This is a genomic window from Klebsiella sp. HMSC16C06, from assembly GCF_001808325.1.
Classification (GTDB): Bacteria; Pseudomonadota; Gammaproteobacteria; order Enterobacterales; family Enterobacteriaceae; genus Klebsiella; species Klebsiella variicola.
The window spans coordinates 15667-31149 of record NZ_KV793023.1; the positions used below are offsets into that span (position 1 = coordinate 15667).

A 15483-nucleotide genomic window follows, 5' to 3' on the forward strand; every position below is an offset into this window, starting at 1 on the left:
CTCAGGCGACAAACTGCTGCCAGGCGGCGGAGAAGGGCATTACCAGCAGCAGTGAGGGCAGCATATTGGCGGTGGGGAAGGCGCGGATCCCGCACAGACGAAAACCAGTCGCCAGCATAATGATGCCGCCACAGGCGGTGAAGTCGGCGATCATCGCCGGATTGATCAGCGCCATGATAAAGGTTGCCGCGAAAAACAGGATAATGAAGACAATCAGCTGGGGAATAAAGATCACGGTGATGATATACCCCAGCGTAGAGGCGAAAATCGCGGCAGTGAAAAAGTCGAGTATCGACTTGGTCAGCAGAATGGTTGGGTCGCCGGTCATCCCTTCGGTTAAAGCACCGAAGATGCCGGTGCCGCTGGCGCAGAAGAGGATCAGCACGGCGATAAACTGATTCATAAAATCTTCCGCACTCACGCTGGCGCTGGCCTGCGCCGGGAAAATGCGCTCAATGGGCGTGCGTAGCGTTGTCCCGGCCCGCTCAATCCATTTTTCAATATTCAGCAGACCGCCGATAATCGTGCCGACAATAATGGCCAGGGCAATGGGTGGCAGATTATGCAATTTATTGACAAAGTGGATGCCCATGCTGATGGAGATCAGACCGGCAATCAGCGGCAAGGTTTTCTTGAAGTGTTCCGGAATAAAGCGATTCAGCGAGGCGCCGGCCAGTGCACCGACGAGAAGCGAGCCGCTACAGACAAATATACCTATTGCCATCATTTATTCTCCCTAATAAAAAAAGGGCCTGAATATTCAGGCCCTGAAGTCTGTCTTTAATATTATTGAATGTTAAAGACGCGGCTGGCATTGCCCCAGGCAATTTTATCTTTCAGGCCCGCTTCAAGTTCTAACGGATCAAACCAGTCACAAGCCTGATGAATATCTTCATACGGATAATCGACAGAGAACATCACACGATCGGCGCCCATGACTTCAATGGCATTATTCAGCGAATGGGTATTAAAATGGCCGCTGGTGGTAACAATGAAGTTATTCTGCAGGTAGTGCATTAACGGTTTTTCCGCTTTACCCAGACCGCAGCCGAAACGCTGACGATAGAGGCGGTGCTGAGTGCGCGGCAGCATATGAACCAGCCCTTCGCCGAGGTGGCCCAGTACCAGATTGAGGTTAGGATAACGATCGAACAAACCACTCATCATCAGACGGATAGCATGCACTGCCGTTTCCTGCGCAAAGCCCCACGCGGAGCCGATCAGGCTTTCGTAACCGGTGTAGATGCCGCGCGCAGGACCTTCCAGCGGTTCGCGAGGATGCAGGTACACCGGTACGTTCAGCTCGTTGACCTTATCCCAGAAAACCAGCATCGATTCGTCATCAAGATACAGGCCATGCTCGCTATCTTTAACGTTGGTATAGCCGTTGATCAGCGCGCCTTTCATGCCTAGTTTCTTCACGGCGCGCTCCAGCTCTTCCGCCGCGGCTTCCGGGTTTTGCAAGGCCAGGGTGGCGAAAGCGCTAAATTTATCCGGATTTGGCTTCACATAATTCTCGACGATAAAATCGTTAGTATCACGAGCAAAAGAGACCGCTTTGGCTTTATCTAAAATAGATTGCGCGCCAGGTGAAGTTAGAGAAAGAATGACGTGGTCAATATGACGCTGCGCCATTTCTTCCAGCTGAATACTGCGATCCAGCAGGCGACGTTCAACGTCTTTCATATATTCTGTACCGTTACGGCCGGCTTCACCGGTTGAATCCCACAGACGGTTATTTTCAGGAGTGGAGACGTGTTCTTCTAAAGCGATTTTTCCGCGCATGATATATTCCTTGCGATATTTGTCAGTATGGCTCGATGCAATGAGAATAAAAGCTTTCTCGTATTGCCAGCAATAAACCAAACGTAATAGGGATTATCAGTAAAACTAATACAGCGGTATATTTCGCGGTTTAGATCGTAATAGATCCGCTCTGCTGAGCGGGATCGGCAAGTGCGGCGATCAGCGAACGTAGCCAGATATGCCCGGGATCGCGGTGCAGCCGCTGATGCCAGACCTGACGGATGGCGATCCTGGCGAGAGGAAAAGGTAGCGGCCAGCTGCGGCAGGGATAGCGGCGGGTGATATGCCGCGCCACCTGTTCCGGGACGACGGCAATCATATCGCTTTCGGCCACCAGCTCGCCGGTACCTAAAAAGCTCGGTAATGTCAGCGCGATCCGCCGGGGCATACTGTGCTCATCAAGCCGCTTATCCATATCGCCGTGGGCAGTCCCCTCCACGCGGATCGCCAGATGCTTTTCCTGCCGCCAGTCTTCGGCACGAAGCTGGGTTCGAATACGTGGATGATTTTCCGCCGCCAGGCAGACATACGATTGATCGAAGAGATGCTGCTGGTAGACGCTATCCGGAAGCTGCGTCAGGTAGCCGATCGCGAGATCACACTTCCCGGATTCGAGGGCGTTGAGGGTCTGCTCATCCAGATTCTGTACCGTAAAGGTGATCCCGTCCGCCGCCTGCTGCTGGAGCGCAATTTGCAGCAAAGGCAACAGCGTCATTTGACTGATATCGGTCATTCCAATCGTGAAGTTACGCTGGCTCTGCTGGGGAAGAAATTCAGGTTTGACGGCTAAATCGTTATCGGCAAGCTGGAGAAGGGTAAATACAGTCGGGGCGATCGCGTCCGCTCGCGGCGTCGGCATCATCCGCTGTCCCACCCGGACAAACAACGGGTCAGCAAAATGATCCCGTAGTTTTTTCAGCAAAAGGCTGCCGGTGGGTTGGCTGATATTCAGCGCGTCAGCCGCCGGGGAGACATTGCCTAGCCGGTAGAGCGCGGAGAAAAAGCGTAGCGATTTGAAATCCAGTTCTTCCCGCATCCGCCCTCCTGGCTGGATATTATCTTGGCGTATCGCCGCTGGTGACCCGTAGCGTCCAGTGGACGTAGCTTTGCCATTGACACTCCTGATCGACCATTTCCCGGCCAAGCGGATGTTCAGCCAGCCAGTTCTCCGGCAGCGTCAGCGTTAACTGATCGTCGTGAGCGGCCAACTGAATGGCCGGCAACAAATCGTCGCGCCGCCGGCTGGCAAACAGGATCGCCAGTCGCAGCAGGCGACACAGATGTTCGGCCACTCGCGGCGGGACCGCATTCTGCTGATGAAGCGAAGACAGGTCGATGGCGTTGGTCTGATTCAGGAGCAGCGTGGCAATCAACTTCTTCTGCGCCGGGGTAAAGCCGGGCAGGTCGAGGTTATTGACCAGATAAGCCGCGTGCTGCGGCGCGCGCTTGAAATCCACACTCAGCCCAATTTCATGCAGCGAGCAGGCGCTGAGGAGTAAATCGCGGCTCAGCGGGTCCAGCTCCCAGCTGCCATCCAGCTGACTGAGCAGATGGCTGGCCAGACTGGCGACGCGCTGGGCCTGCTCGGTGTCGATCATAAAACGGCGCTGAATATTGCGCAGGGTGCGGCTGCGGATGTCCTGTTCGACAGAGAGATGCAGCATGCCGTACACCAGACCTTCGCGTAACGCGCCGCCTGCCAGGGTCATACACTGAATATTCAGTTCGCTGAAGATAGCGATCAGGATCGCCAGCCCGCTCGGGAACACCAGCGCCCGCTCAAGGGTTAAGCCTTCGATCTCCAGCTCTTCCAGACGTCCGCACTGGATGGCGCGCTGTTTAAGCTGCTGGAGTTTGGCGAGGGTGATGCGTTCATCCATCCCCTGCGCCATCATAATTTCCTGCAGCGCCTGAACGGTGCCGGAAGCGCCGACGCACACTTTCCATCCGTGATAGCGCAGCACATCGGCGATGGGTAATAACACCTCGCGCGCGGCCGCTTCGGCGAGATCGAAATTCTCTTTCGTCAGGCTACGGTCGGCAAAATAGCGTTCAAGCCAGGTCACACAGCCCATCGACAGACTGAACAGCGAGGTCGTTTGCGCGCCGGTGCCGGTCACCAGCTCGGTGCTGGCGCCGCCGATATCGACCACCAGACGCTGATCGGCGCCGCCGGTGGTGTGGGCGACACCCTGGTAAATCAGGCGCGCTTCTTCTTCGCCGCTGATCACCTGCACTGGCGTGCCGAGGATCTCTTGCGCTTTCGCCAGAAACTCCTCTGCATTGACGGCAAGACGTAGCGTGGCGGTGGCCACGACGCGGATTTGCGTCGGCGGAATATCCTGCAGGCGTTCGGCAAACAGGCGTAAGCACTGCCAGCCGCGCTCCATCGCTTCCGCGGAGAGCGTGTTGTCGCTATTCCGACCGGCGGCCAGACGAACCTTACGCTTAATACGGCTCAGCGTCTGGATGCTGCCCGCCACCTCGCGCACCACCAACATATGGAAACTGTTGGAACCCAAATCAATGGCGGCATACAGCGAGGTGGAGCTCATACTCTTCATCGTTCAGAAGGCTCCCTGGTTGGCGGAGCGCTTAGGCCCGGTCCACATCACTGAGCGGGTTGCCAGAGGAAGGTCGCCCTGGCTGATTCTGAATGATTGAGCGTATGGCATAGATTTCTTAACCTGAACGACGACGATTGCGCGGTGGACCGTTGCGGCGCGGGCCGTTGCCTGGGCGCGCACGGGTCAGACGCAGCGGCTTAGGCAGATCGGTCATTAGCGCGTCCGAGTTGTACTTACTGACCGGGATCGAGTGACCAATATAGGTTTCGATTGCCGGCAGGTTCAGCGCGTACTCTTCGCAGGCGAGGCTGATAGAGTTGCCGCTGGCGCCAGCGCGGCCGGTGCGGCCGATGCGGTGAACGTAATCTTCGCAGTCGTCCGGCAGATCGTAGTTAAAGACGTGGGTCACGGCCGGAATATGTAAGCCGCGCGCAGCAACGTCAGTTGCGACCAGAATATCGAGATCGCCACGAGTAAATTCGTCGAGAATACGCAGACGCTTTTTCTGCGCCACGTCGCCGGTCAGCAGACCTACACGATGGCCGTCAGCGGCGAGATGACCCCAGATATCTTCACAACGGTGCTTGGTGTTGGCGAAGATGATGGCACGATCGGGCCACTCTTCTTCCAGCAGCGTCTGCAGCAGGCGCATTTTTTCTTCGTTGGAAGGGTAGAACAGCTCTTCTTTAATACGGTGGCCCGTTTTCTGTTCCGGTTCCACTTCGACATATTCGGCGTTGTTCATCTGCTCGAACGCCAGTTCGCGAACGCGATAAGAAAGAGTCGCGGAGAACAGCATGTTCAGGCGCTGCGTCGCCGGCGGCATGCGGCGGAACAACCAACGGATATCTTTAATAAAGCCGAGATCGTACATGCGATCGGCTTCGTCCAGTACGACGACCTGAATGGCGCCGAGGTTAATGTGGTTCTGTTTCGCGTAATCGATCAGACGACCAGTGGTACCGATCAGAATATCGACACCGCTTTCCAGCACTTTCAGCTGCTTGTCGTAGCCGTCGCCGCCGTAAGCCAGACCCAGCTTCAGACCGGTGGCCTGCGCCAGCGGTTCAGCATCCGCGTGGATCTGTACCGCCAGTTCACGCGTTGGTGCCATAATTAGCGCGCGCGGTTGGTTAACCTGGCGATCGGCGATAGCCGGGTGAGAGAGAAGATAATGAAACGTTGACGTCAGGAACGCCATCGTTTTACCGGTACCGGTTTGCGCCTGCCCGGCGACATCGCGGCCTTCCAGCGTCAGCGGAAGGGCGAGGGCCTGAATGGGTGTGCAATTATGAAACCCTTTCTTTTCAAGGGCTTCAATGACTGCCGGGTGCAGGGCGAAGTCGGAAAACTTCTGTTCTGTTAAATGTGTTTTGCTCATAGTGTGGTAGAATATCAGCTAACTATTGCATTAAGAAAGCGTATCCGGTGAAATAACGTCAACCTTTCGTTGGCGGTGTACGAAATTATTCAAGGTACGTCTACGGTAACTGAACGAATCCAGGATAGCTTAGACTACTAAGCGAGTCGGGAGCGATAAATCTGCAGCATGCAGTTCGCGTTCGGGCACCCTGGCGTCAACAGGCGAGTCCATGATGGATTGCGCCAGTTGGCAGCCCAGAGAATTGAGGTATCCTGAAGAATAGCGTGCATAACGTAGCCGCAGCACGTCGTTGATGGCTACGACACCAACACACCAGGCTTATTCCTGTGGAGTTAAATATGAGCGATAAAATTATTCACCTGACTGACGACAGTTTTGACACGGACGTACTCAAGGCTGACGGGCTGACCCTCGTCGATTTCTGGGCAGAGTGGTGTGGTCCGTGCAAAATGATCGCCCCGATTCTGGATGAGATCGCTGAAGAGTATCAGGGCAAACTGACCGTAGCTAAGCTGAACATCGACCAGAACCCGGGCACCGCGCCGAAATACGGCATTCGCGGTATCCCAACCCTGCTGCTGTTCAAAAACGGCGAAGTGGCGGCCACTAAAGTTGGCGCACTGTCCAAGGGTCAGCTGAAAGAGTTCCTCGACGCCAACCTGGCGTAAGCGAATTGCTGGTCCGGCGTCCAGATTCCTATTTTTTGCGGAACTCTGGACGCCCGGCAGGAGTCGTGCTAAGTTAATCCACAGACTTCGTTTTAAACATACCTATTGTTTGAATCTTGTTTTACCCAAAGCGTCCCGCAGACGATGCGCGTGAGGCTAATAATTCCGGGCTTATCACTCATTCCGTCTTGTCGTTTCAGTTCTGCGTTCTTTCCTGTGACCAGGCAACGTACAGACACGAGATGAAGCCGCTAACAGGCATGGATGTTCCTGCCATACCATTCACAACATTAAGTTCGAGATTTACCCCGAGTTTAAGAACCCACACCACTATGAATCTTACCGAATTAAAGAATACGCCGGTTTCTGAGCTGATTACTCTCGGCGAAAATATGGGGCTGGAAAACCTGGCTCGTATGCGTAAGCAGGATATTATTTTTGCCATCCTCAAGCAGCATTCGAAGAGTGGCGAAGATATCTTTGGCGACGGCGTACTGGAGATACTGCAGGATGGATTTGGATTCCTCCGCTCCGCAGACAGCTCCTACCTCGCCGGCCCTGACGACATCTACGTATCCCCCAGCCAAATCCGCCGTTTCAACCTTCGCACTGGTGACACCATTTCCGGTAAGATTCGTCCTCCGAAAGAGGGTGAGCGTTACTTTGCACTGTTGAAAGTTAACGAAGTTAACTACGACAAGCCGGAAAACGCGCGTAACAAGATCCTGTTCGAGAACTTAACGCCGCTGCACGCGAATTCTCGCCTGCGTATGGAACGTGGTAACGGTTCTACCGAAGACTTAACCGCTCGCGTACTGGATCTGGCCTCCCCGATTGGCCGCGGCCAGCGTGGTCTGATCGTCGCGCCGCCGAAAGCCGGTAAAACGATGCTGCTGCAGAACATCGCGCAGAGCATCGCTTACAACCACCCGGACTGCGTGCTGATGGTGCTGCTGATCGACGAACGTCCGGAAGAAGTGACCGAGATGCAGCGTCTGGTGAAAGGTGAAGTGGTTGCTTCCACCTTTGACGAGCCGGCATCCCGCCACGTGCAGGTTGCCGAGATGGTTATCGAGAAAGCAAAACGTCTGGTTGAACACAAGAAAGACGTTATCATCCTGCTCGACTCCATTACTCGTCTGGCGCGAGCCTACAACACCGTGGTACCGGCTTCTGGTAAAGTCCTGACAGGTGGTGTGGACGCCAACGCCCTGCACCGTCCGAAGCGTTTCTTCGGTGCGGCACGTAACGTCGAAGAGGGCGGCAGCCTGACCATCATCGCCACGGCGCTGATCGACACCGGCTCCAAAATGGACGAAGTGATCTACGAAGAGTTTAAAGGCACCGGTAACATGGAGCTGCACCTCTCTCGTAAGATTGCCGAAAAACGCGTCTTCCCGGCTATCGATTACAACCGTTCCGGTACCCGTAAAGAAGAACTGCTCACCACTCAGGAAGAGCTGCAGAAAATGTGGATCCTGCGCAAAATTATTCATCCGATGGGTGAGATCGATGCAATGGAATTCCTCATTAACAAGCTGGCGATGACCAAGACGAATGATGACTTTTTCGATATGATGAAGCGCTCGTAAGGTAAAAAAAGCCAAAAACGCCACGCCTTTGCGTGGCGTTTTCATTTTTGGGTTTGTATGATCCAGAGACAGAGAAAGCGGGACGAAAGTTGTCGTATAATGGCGCCGGATAGCAGGCGGAGACAGCTTTAACAGACTAAAATCTATACAATAAATTTGTAATGTTCTGCTTTTCCCCTTCTGGAGTTGGGGCATCATCGCTATACTTCCCGGATTAACTATGCTGAGAGCACATGCGTTGTGAATTTACTCACTGCTATTACTGAATTAATCAGTATTTTCTTATTCACGACCCTCTTTATTTTTGTCGCGCGGAAAGTGGCAAAAAAGATCGGGTTGGTGGATAAACCAAACTATCGCAAACGGCATCAGGGGTTGATTCCGTTGGTCGGTGGTATCTCAGTTTATGCAGGCATCTGTTTTACTTTCGCCATCGCCGATTATTATATTCCTCACGCCTCGCTGTATCTGGCCTGCGCGGGGGTATTGGTGCTGGTTGGCGCGCTTGACGATCGCTTCGATATCAGCGTGAAAATTCGCGCAGTCATACAGGCTGCGATCGCCGTGATTATGATGATGGCAGGGAATCTGCATCTGAGTAGTCTCGGCTTTATTTTTGGCTCGTGGGAGCTGGTGCTGGGGCCTTTCGGCTTCTTCCTGACGCTGTTTGCCGTGTGGGCCGCCATCAATGCGTTTAACATGGTCGACGGGATCGACGGCCTGCTCGGCGGTCTGTCATCGGTCTCCTTTGCGGCGACTGGGATCATCCTCTGGTTTGATGGTCAGTACAGCCTGGCGATGTGGTGCTTCGCGATGATCGCCGCCATTCTGCCCTATATTCTTCTCAATCTTGGCGCCCTCGGCCGCCGCTATAAAGTCTTTATGGGTGACGCCGGCAGCACGATGATTGGCTTCACCATTATCTGGATCCTGCTGGAAACCACGCAAGGTAAAACACATCCCATTAGCCCGGTTACCGCGCTGTGGATTATCGCTATCCCGTTGATGGACATGGTGGCGATTATGTATCGCCGCCTGCGCAAAGGCATGAGTCCTTTCTCTCCGGACCGTCAGCATATTCATCATTTGATCATGCGCGCCGGCTTTACTTCCCGTCAGGCGTTCGTCCTGATTACCCTGGCCGCCGCCCTGCTGGCGCTGGTTGGCGTCGCGGCGGAATACACCCGCATTGTGCCGGAATGGGTGATGTTAATTCTCTTTTTGGTAGCCTTCTTCCTTTATGGCTACTGTATTAAGCGCGCCTGGAAAGTGGCGCGCCTGGTTAAGCGCATCAGACGCAGAATTCGGCGACACAGCGGCAATAATCCGAAACTAACCAAGTAAAGCTGGGGATGTGATGACTCAACCATTACCGGGAGCACAAGCAGTGAACGTTGAGAACGAGCTGGATATTCGCGGGCTGTTTCGCGCTTTATGGGCAGGAAAAGGCTGGATAGTCGGCGGCGCCGTACTCTTCGCCGCCATCGTGCTGGTATATACCTTTTTTGCTCGCCAGGAGTGGAGCGCCACGGCGATCACCGATCGGCCTACTGTCAATATGTTGGGGGGGTACTATTCCCAGCAGCAGTTCTTACGCAATCTGGACATTAAAGCCGACCTTGCCTCGGTCGATCAGCCTTCCGCCATGGATGAAGCGTATAAAGAGTTCATCATGCAGCTGGCCTCCTGGGATACCCGGCGCGATTTCTGGCTACAAACGGACTACTACAAGCAGCGTCAGTCGGGTAATGCCCGCGCGGATGCGGCGATGCTGGATGACCTGATTAACAATATCCAGTTTATGCCAGGCGATGCGGCCAAGAGCATTAACGACAGCGTCAAACTGACCGCCGAGACCGGGCAGGATGCCAATAATCTGTTGCGCCAGTATGTGGCTTTCGCCAGCCAGCGGGCGGCAGGCCATCTTAATGACGAACTCAAAGGCGCCTGGGCGGCGCGGACCGTGCAAATGAAAGCGCAGGTGAAGCGCCAGGAAGAGGTGGCCGAGGCCATCTTCAACCGTCGGACGCACAGCGTGGAGCAGGCGCTGAAGGTGGCCCAGCAGCACAATATTTCACGCAGCGAAACGGATGTTCCTGCCGATCAGTTGCCGGATTCAGAGCTATTTTTATTGGGCAGGCCGATGCTGCAGGCCAGGCTGGAAAACCTGCAGGCCGTCGGGCCGGAATATGACCTCGATTACGACCAGAACCGCGCCATGCTGAGCACGTTGAACGTCGGTCCAACGTTAGATCCGCGTTTTCAGACTTACCGGTATTTGCGGACGCCGGAAGAACCTGTAAAACGCGATAGCCCGCGCCGTGTATTTCTGATGGTGATGTGGGGGATTGTGGGTGCGCTCATCGGCGCAGGCGTGGCGTTATCACGTCGTCGTGTCCTGTGATTGCGGCCTGTGGTGAAGGGCAGATGACCTTCATCGCCTAATCGAAGAGAATCGATGTGAAAGTACTAACTGTATTTGGCACGAGGCCGGAAGCCATCAAGATGGCGCCTCTGGTCCATGCGCTGGCAAAGGATCCTCATTTTGAGGCGAAAGTATGCGTGACCGCGCAGCATCGGGAGATGCTCGATCAGGTGTTGAAACTTTTCTCTATTGTCCCGGACTACGATCTCAACATCATGAAGCCGGGGCAGGGGCTGACCGAGATCACCTGTCGCATCCTTGAGGGGCTGAAGCCGGTTCTGGAGTCGTTTAAACCCGACGTGGTGCTGGTGCATGGCGATACCACGACCACCATGGCGGCGAGCCTGGCGGCGTTTTATCAGCGGATACCGGTGGGCCACGTAGAGGCCGGCCTGCGCACTGGCGATTTAAGTTCGCCGTGGCCGGAAGAAGGCAACCGTACGTTGACCGGCCATCTGGCGACATACCATTTCGCCCCCACGGAAACCTCGCGGCAGAACCTGCTACGGGAAAATATTGCCGACAGTCGCATCACGGTCACCGGGAATACGGTCATTGACGCCCTGTTCTGGGTGCGGGATCGGGTTCTGGGTGATGAAGCGCTACGGGAGACCCTGCTGCAGCGCTATCCTTTCATTAGCCACGGTAAAAAGATGATTCTGGTTACCGGCCACCGGCGGGAAAGCTTTGGGCTCGGCTTTGAACAGATCTGCCAGGCGCTGGCGGAGATAGCCCATACCCACCCTGAGGTGCAGATTGTCTATCCGGTTCACCTGAATCCTAACGTCAGCGAGCCGGTGAATCGTATTCTCGGTCATATTGACAATGTGATGTTGATTGAACCGCAGGACTACCTGCCGTTCGTCTGGCTGATGGATCGGGCCTGGCTGATCCTGACCGATTCCGGCGGCATTCAGGAAGAGGCCCCTTCTCTCGGGAAACCGGTACTGGTCATGCGCGATATGACCGAACGTCCGGAAGCGGTGGCCGCTGGCACCGTGTGCCTGGTCGGCACCGACAGCCAGCGCATCGTGGCGGAAGTCACGCGACTGCTGCAGGATGATGCCGCATACCAGGCGATGAGCCGCGCGCATAATCCCTATGGCGATGGTGAAGCATGTCGTCGAATTTTGTCTGCACTTAAAAATAATCAGGTAACGTTATGAGTTTTTCTACCATTTCAGTGATTGGCCTTGGCTATATCGGGCTGCCAACCGCTGCCGCGTTCGCCTCCCGGCAGAAGCGGGTGGTCGGCGTTGATGTTAATCAACATGCCGTGGAGACCATTAACCGTGGAGAGATTCATATCGTGGAGCCGGATCTGGCGAGCGTGGTGAAGACCGCGGTCGAACAGGGTTATTTAAGCGCCACCACCACCCCGGTGGAGGCGGATGCCTACCTGATTGCCGTGCCGACGCCGTTTAAAGATCGCCACGAGCCGGATATGGTGTTTGTCGAGTCGGCCGCTAAATCCATTGCGCCGACGTTAAAGAAAGGGTCACTGGTGATCCTGGAGTCCACCTCGCCGGTGGGTTCGACTGAGCAGATGGCCGGCTGGCTGGCGGAGATGCGCCCGGATCTCAGCTTCCCTCAGCAGGCGGGCGACGCCGCTGACGTGAATATCGCCTACTGCCCGGAGCGGGTATTGCCCGGTCAGGTGATGGTCGAGCTGATTAAAAACGATCGCGTTATCGGCGGCATGTCGCCGGTCTGCTCGGCGCGCGCCAGCGAGCTGTATAAAATCTTCCTCGAAGGCGAATGCGTGGTGACCAACTCGCGCACCGCCGAGATGTGTAAGCTGACGGAAAACAGCTTCCGCGACGTCAACATCGCCTTTGCCAACGAACTGTCGCTGATTTGCGCCGACCAGGGCATTAACGTCTGGGAGCTGATCCGCCTGGCAAACCGCCATCCGCGCGTCAATATCCTGCAGCCGGGCCCGGGCGTCGGCGGCCACTGCATCGCCGTCGACCCGTGGTTTATCGTGGCGCAAAACCCGCAGCAGGCGCGTCTGATCCGCACCGCTCGCGAGGTCAACGACCATAAGCCGGAATGGGTTATCGAACAGGTGAAAGCGCAGGTCGCGGACTGCCTGAATGCCACCAACAAACGGGCCAGCGAACTGACGATCGCCTGTTTTGGCCTCGCTTTTAAACCGAATATTGACGACCTGCGCGAAAGCCCGGCGATGGAAATTGCCGCGCAGATTGCCCGCTGGCACAGCGGCACGACGCAGGTGGTTGAGCCCAACATTCACGCGCTGCCGAAGAAACTCGATGGACTGTGTACGCTGGCGACCCTCGATGCGGCGCTGGCCAGCGCCGATGTGCTGGTGATGCTGGTCGATCATAATGAATTCAAAGCCGTTAGCGGCGATAGCGTCACCCAGGCGTATATCATCGACACCAAAGGAGTGTGGCGGTGAGAACCATTCTGGTCACCGGCGGCGCGGGCTTTATTGGTTCGGCGGGGGTGCGGGAGATTATCCAGCACACCGCCGATCGCGTAGTGGTGGTGGATAAACTGACCTATGCCGGCAATTTAATGTCGCTGGCGCCAGTGGCGCAGGATGCGCGTTTCGCCTTTGAACAGGTGGATATCTGCGACCGCGGCGAGCTGGACCGTATTTTCCGTCAGCATCAACCCGATACGGTGATGCACCTGGCGGCGGAAAGCCACGTCGATCGTTCGATTGACGGCCCGGCGGCGTTTATCGAAACCAATATCGTAGGCACCTATACGCTACTGGAGGCGGCCCGCAGCTGGTGGAATACCCTGGCCACGGAGAAAAAATCGGCGTTCCGTTTTCACCATATCTCGACCGACGAAGTGTATGGCGATCTGCACGGCAGCGAGGATTTCTTTACCGAGACCACGCCCTATGCGCCAAGCAGCCCCTATTCGGCCTCGAAAGCCAGCAGCGACCACCTGGTGCGCGCCTGGCTGCGGACCTATGGCCTGCCGACGCTTATCACCAATTGCTCCAATAACTACGGCCCGTATCACTTCCCCGAGAAGCTGATCCCGCTGACGATCCTCAATGCGCTGGCGGGCAAGCCGCTGCCGGTGTATGGCAATGGGCAGCAGATCCGCGACTGGCTGTACGTGGAAGATCACGCCAGAGCGCTGTATCTGGTGGCGACCCGCGGCGAACCGGGCGAAACTTACAATATCGGCGGTCATAACGAACGTAAAAATATCGAGGTGGTGGAAACCATTTGTCAGCTGCTGGAAGAGCTGGCGCCGCATAAACCGCAAAGCGTGGCGCACTATCACGATCTGATCACCTTCGTAGCCGATCGTCCGGGCCACGATCTGCGCTATGCCATTGATGCCTCGAAGATTGCCCGCGAGCTGGGCTGGACGCCGGCAGAGACCTTTACTTCCGGTATGCGTAAGACCGTGGCGTGGTATCTGGCGAACGAGAGCTGGTGGCGCCAGGTTCAGGATGGAAGCTATCAGGGCGAGCGTCTTGGGCTGCAAGGCTAATCATCTCTGGGGGGAATGATGAAAGGTATTATTCTGGCGGGCGGTTCCGGAACGCGACTGCATCCCATCACCCGCGGCGTATCGAAGCAGTTGTTGCCGATCTACGACAAGCCGATGATCTACTACCCGCTGTCGGTATTAATGCTGGCCGGGATACGTGAGATCCTGATCATCACCACGCCGGACGACCTACGTGATTTCCAGCGCCTGCTCGGCGATGGCTCAGAGTTTGGCATTGCGCTGCACTATGCCGTACAGCCGACGCCGGATGGTTTAGCCCAGGCGTTTATCATCGGCGAAGCCTTTCTTAACGGCGAACCGGCATGTCTGGTGCTAGGCGACAATATTTTCTTCGGCCAGAGCTTTAGCCCGAAGCTGCGCAGCGTGGCTGCTCGCACGGAAGGGGCGACGATTTTTGGCTATCAGGTGATGGATCCTGAGCGCTTTGGCGTGGTGGAGTTTGATGACAACTTCCGCGCGCTGTCACTGGAAGAGAAGCCGAAGCAGCCGAAGTCGAACTGGGCGGTCACCGGTCTCTATTTCTACGATGGCAAGGTGACGGAGTATGCCAAACGGGTCAAGCCGTCCGAGCGCGGCGAGCTGGAAATCACCTCCATCAACCAGATGTACCTTGAGGATGGCGCATTGACCGTCGAGCTCCTCGGGCGCGGTTTTGCCTGGCTGGACACCGGCACGCACGATAGCCTGATCGAGGCCAGCATGTTCGTGCAGACCGTCGAGAAGCGCCAGGGCTTTAAAATCGCCTGTCTGGAAGAGATCGGCTGGCGTAACGGCTGGCTGGACGATGATGGCGTCAAACGCGCCGCGAAGCGGCTGGAAAAAACCGGCTACGGCCAATACCTGCTGGATCTGCTCCGTGCCCGTCCGCGCCAGTATTGATCCCCTGGAGTGGGAGAACCGCTTCTTTGCCGTTAACAGCGCCATCGTTCACTTTGATGAACGTGCGCCGCGGCTGACGCCTGAGGCGCTGGCGGGGTGGTCGCGGGTGCAGGCGAAGGTGGCCGCCAGCGACACCGTCCGGCTGGACGCGCTACAGCAGCTGGGTTTTCAGCTGGTGGAAGGCGAAGTTGATCTGGCGCTACCGGTGGGCAACCCTGCTGATGCGGGCGCCGACGTCGCCGTGGAAGCGGATATTGCGCCGCTGCGCGAGCTGGCGGCACAGGCCTTTGCCATGAGCCGCTTTCGCGCGCCCTGGTACGCCGCCGATGCCAGCGGCCGCTTCTATGCCCAGTGGATTGAAAATGCGGTGCGCGGCACCTTCGATCATCAGTGCCTGATTTACCGCCATCCTGAGGGCGATATTCGCGCCTTTGTCTCTCTGCGCCAGCTCAACGCGACCGAGGCGCGTATCGGCCTGCTGGCCGGGCGCGGCGCCGGGGCGCAACTGATGCAGGCGGCGCAGCACTGGGCTGCCTCGCGCGGACTTTCTACACTGCGGGTGGCGACCCAGATGGGCAACACCGCCGCGCTTAAACGTTATATTCTCAGCGGTGCTAACGTGGAAAGCACCGCCTACTGGCTATACAGGTGA

The 15483-nt window shown here is 56.3% G+C and carries 15 protein-coding genes; 10 read left to right on the top strand and 5 right to left on the bottom strand.

The window, feature by feature from the left end:
* Nucleotide 1: 1 nt before the first annotated feature.
* The 5 genes from HMPREF3142_RS24005 to rhlB form a co-directional block, all read right to left on the bottom strand.
* A complete protein-coding gene (locus HMPREF3142_RS24005; protein ID WP_012969205.1) occupies nucleotides 2–724 on the bottom strand; it encodes a DUF554 domain-containing protein in 723 nt (240 codons plus the stop codon).
* A gap of 62 nt (nucleotides 725–786) precedes the next feature.
* Complete coding sequence (locus HMPREF3142_RS24010; RefSeq protein WP_008807971.1) at nucleotides 787–1785, bottom strand: amidohydrolase family protein; 999 nt, start codon at nucleotides 1783–1785, stop codon at nucleotides 787–789.
* 130 nt (nucleotides 1786–1915) lie between these two features.
* The gene (locus HMPREF3142_RS24015) at nucleotides 1916–2842 is read right to left on the bottom strand and encodes a LysR family transcriptional regulator (protein WP_032736939.1); all 927 of its coding nucleotides are present in this window, start codon (nucleotides 2840–2842) and stop codon (nucleotides 1916–1918) included.
* Between the two features lie 19 nt (nucleotides 2843–2861).
* Nucleotides 2862–4370 carry a guanosine-5'-triphosphate,3'-diphosphate diphosphatase gene (gppA, locus tag HMPREF3142_RS24020; protein ID WP_176747630.1) on the bottom strand — a complete coding sequence of 503 codons (1509 nt, stop codon included), beginning with the start codon at nucleotides 4368–4370 and terminating at the stop codon, nucleotides 2862–2864.
* 118 nt (nucleotides 4371–4488) lie between these two features.
* Nucleotides 4489–5754 (bottom strand): ATP-dependent RNA helicase RhlB, encoded by a 1266-nt coding sequence (gene rhlB, locus HMPREF3142_RS24025; protein ID WP_070612794.1) that lies wholly within the window; start codon nucleotides 5752–5754, stop codon nucleotides 4489–4491.
* 341 nt (nucleotides 5755–6095) lie between these two features.
* Here rhlB and trxA point away from each other — a divergent pair, with 341 nt between their 5' ends.
* From trxA to rffC, 10 genes are all read left to right on the top strand, one after another.
* Nucleotides 6096–6425, top strand: a complete 330-nt coding sequence (gene trxA, locus HMPREF3142_RS24030) for a thioredoxin TrxA (RefSeq protein WP_002883224.1) — start codon at nucleotides 6096–6098, stop codon at nucleotides 6423–6425.
* Nucleotides 6426–6569: 144 nt separating this feature from the next.
* On the top strand, nucleotides 6570–6671 hold the full coding sequence (locus HMPREF3142_RS30250) for a rho operon leader peptide (protein WP_049245627.1): 102 nt from the start codon (nucleotides 6570–6572) through the stop codon (nucleotides 6669–6671).
* An 86-nt stretch (nucleotides 6672–6757) separates the two neighbouring features.
* Nucleotides 6758–8017, top strand: a complete 1260-nt coding sequence (rho, locus tag HMPREF3142_RS24035) for a transcription termination factor Rho (RefSeq protein WP_002883293.1) — start codon at nucleotides 6758–6760, stop codon at nucleotides 8015–8017.
* A 240-nt stretch (nucleotides 8018–8257) separates the two neighbouring features.
* Nucleotides 8258–9361 (top strand): UDP-N-acetylglucosamine--undecaprenyl-phosphate N-acetylglucosaminephosphotransferase, encoded by a 1104-nt coding sequence (gene wecA / locus HMPREF3142_RS24040; RefSeq protein WP_004886849.1) that lies wholly within the window; start codon nucleotides 8258–8260, stop codon nucleotides 9359–9361.
* Nucleotides 9362–9374: 13 nt separating this feature from the next.
* Entirely contained in the window at nucleotides 9375–10421 is a 1047-nt protein-coding gene (gene wzzE / locus HMPREF3142_RS24045; RefSeq protein ID WP_002883296.1) for an ECA polysaccharide chain length modulation protein, read from the top strand.
* Nucleotides 10422–10477: 56 nt separating this feature from the next.
* Complete coding sequence (wecB, locus tag HMPREF3142_RS24050; RefSeq protein ID WP_008807966.1) at nucleotides 10478–11608, top strand: non-hydrolyzing UDP-N-acetylglucosamine 2-epimerase; 1131 nt, start codon at nucleotides 10478–10480, stop codon at nucleotides 11606–11608.
* Nucleotides 11605–12867 carry a UDP-N-acetyl-D-mannosamine dehydrogenase gene (wecC, locus tag HMPREF3142_RS24055; protein WP_008807965.1) on the top strand — a complete coding sequence of 421 codons (1263 nt, stop codon included), beginning with the start codon at nucleotides 11605–11607 and terminating at the stop codon, nucleotides 12865–12867. Before wecB ends, wecC begins: the two co-directional genes overlap by 4 nt.
* Nucleotides 12864–13931: a dTDP-glucose 4,6-dehydratase gene (gene rffG / locus HMPREF3142_RS24060; protein ID WP_070612795.1), complete on the top strand. Its 1068-nt coding sequence runs from the start codon at nucleotides 12864–12866 to the stop codon at nucleotides 13929–13931. Before wecC ends, rffG begins: the two co-directional genes overlap by 4 nt.
* Before the next feature lie 18 nt (nucleotides 13932–13949).
* Nucleotides 13950–14831, top strand: a complete 882-nt coding sequence (rfbA, locus tag HMPREF3142_RS24065) for a glucose-1-phosphate thymidylyltransferase RfbA (protein ID WP_002883307.1) — start codon at nucleotides 13950–13952, stop codon at nucleotides 14829–14831.
* Nucleotides 14809–15483, top strand: coding sequence for a dTDP-4-amino-4,6-dideoxy-D-galactose acyltransferase (gene rffC, locus HMPREF3142_RS24070; protein WP_008807963.1), 675 nt, complete (start codon nucleotides 14809–14811; stop codon nucleotides 15481–15483). The genes rfbA and rffC overlap by 23 nt, the downstream gene beginning before the upstream one ends.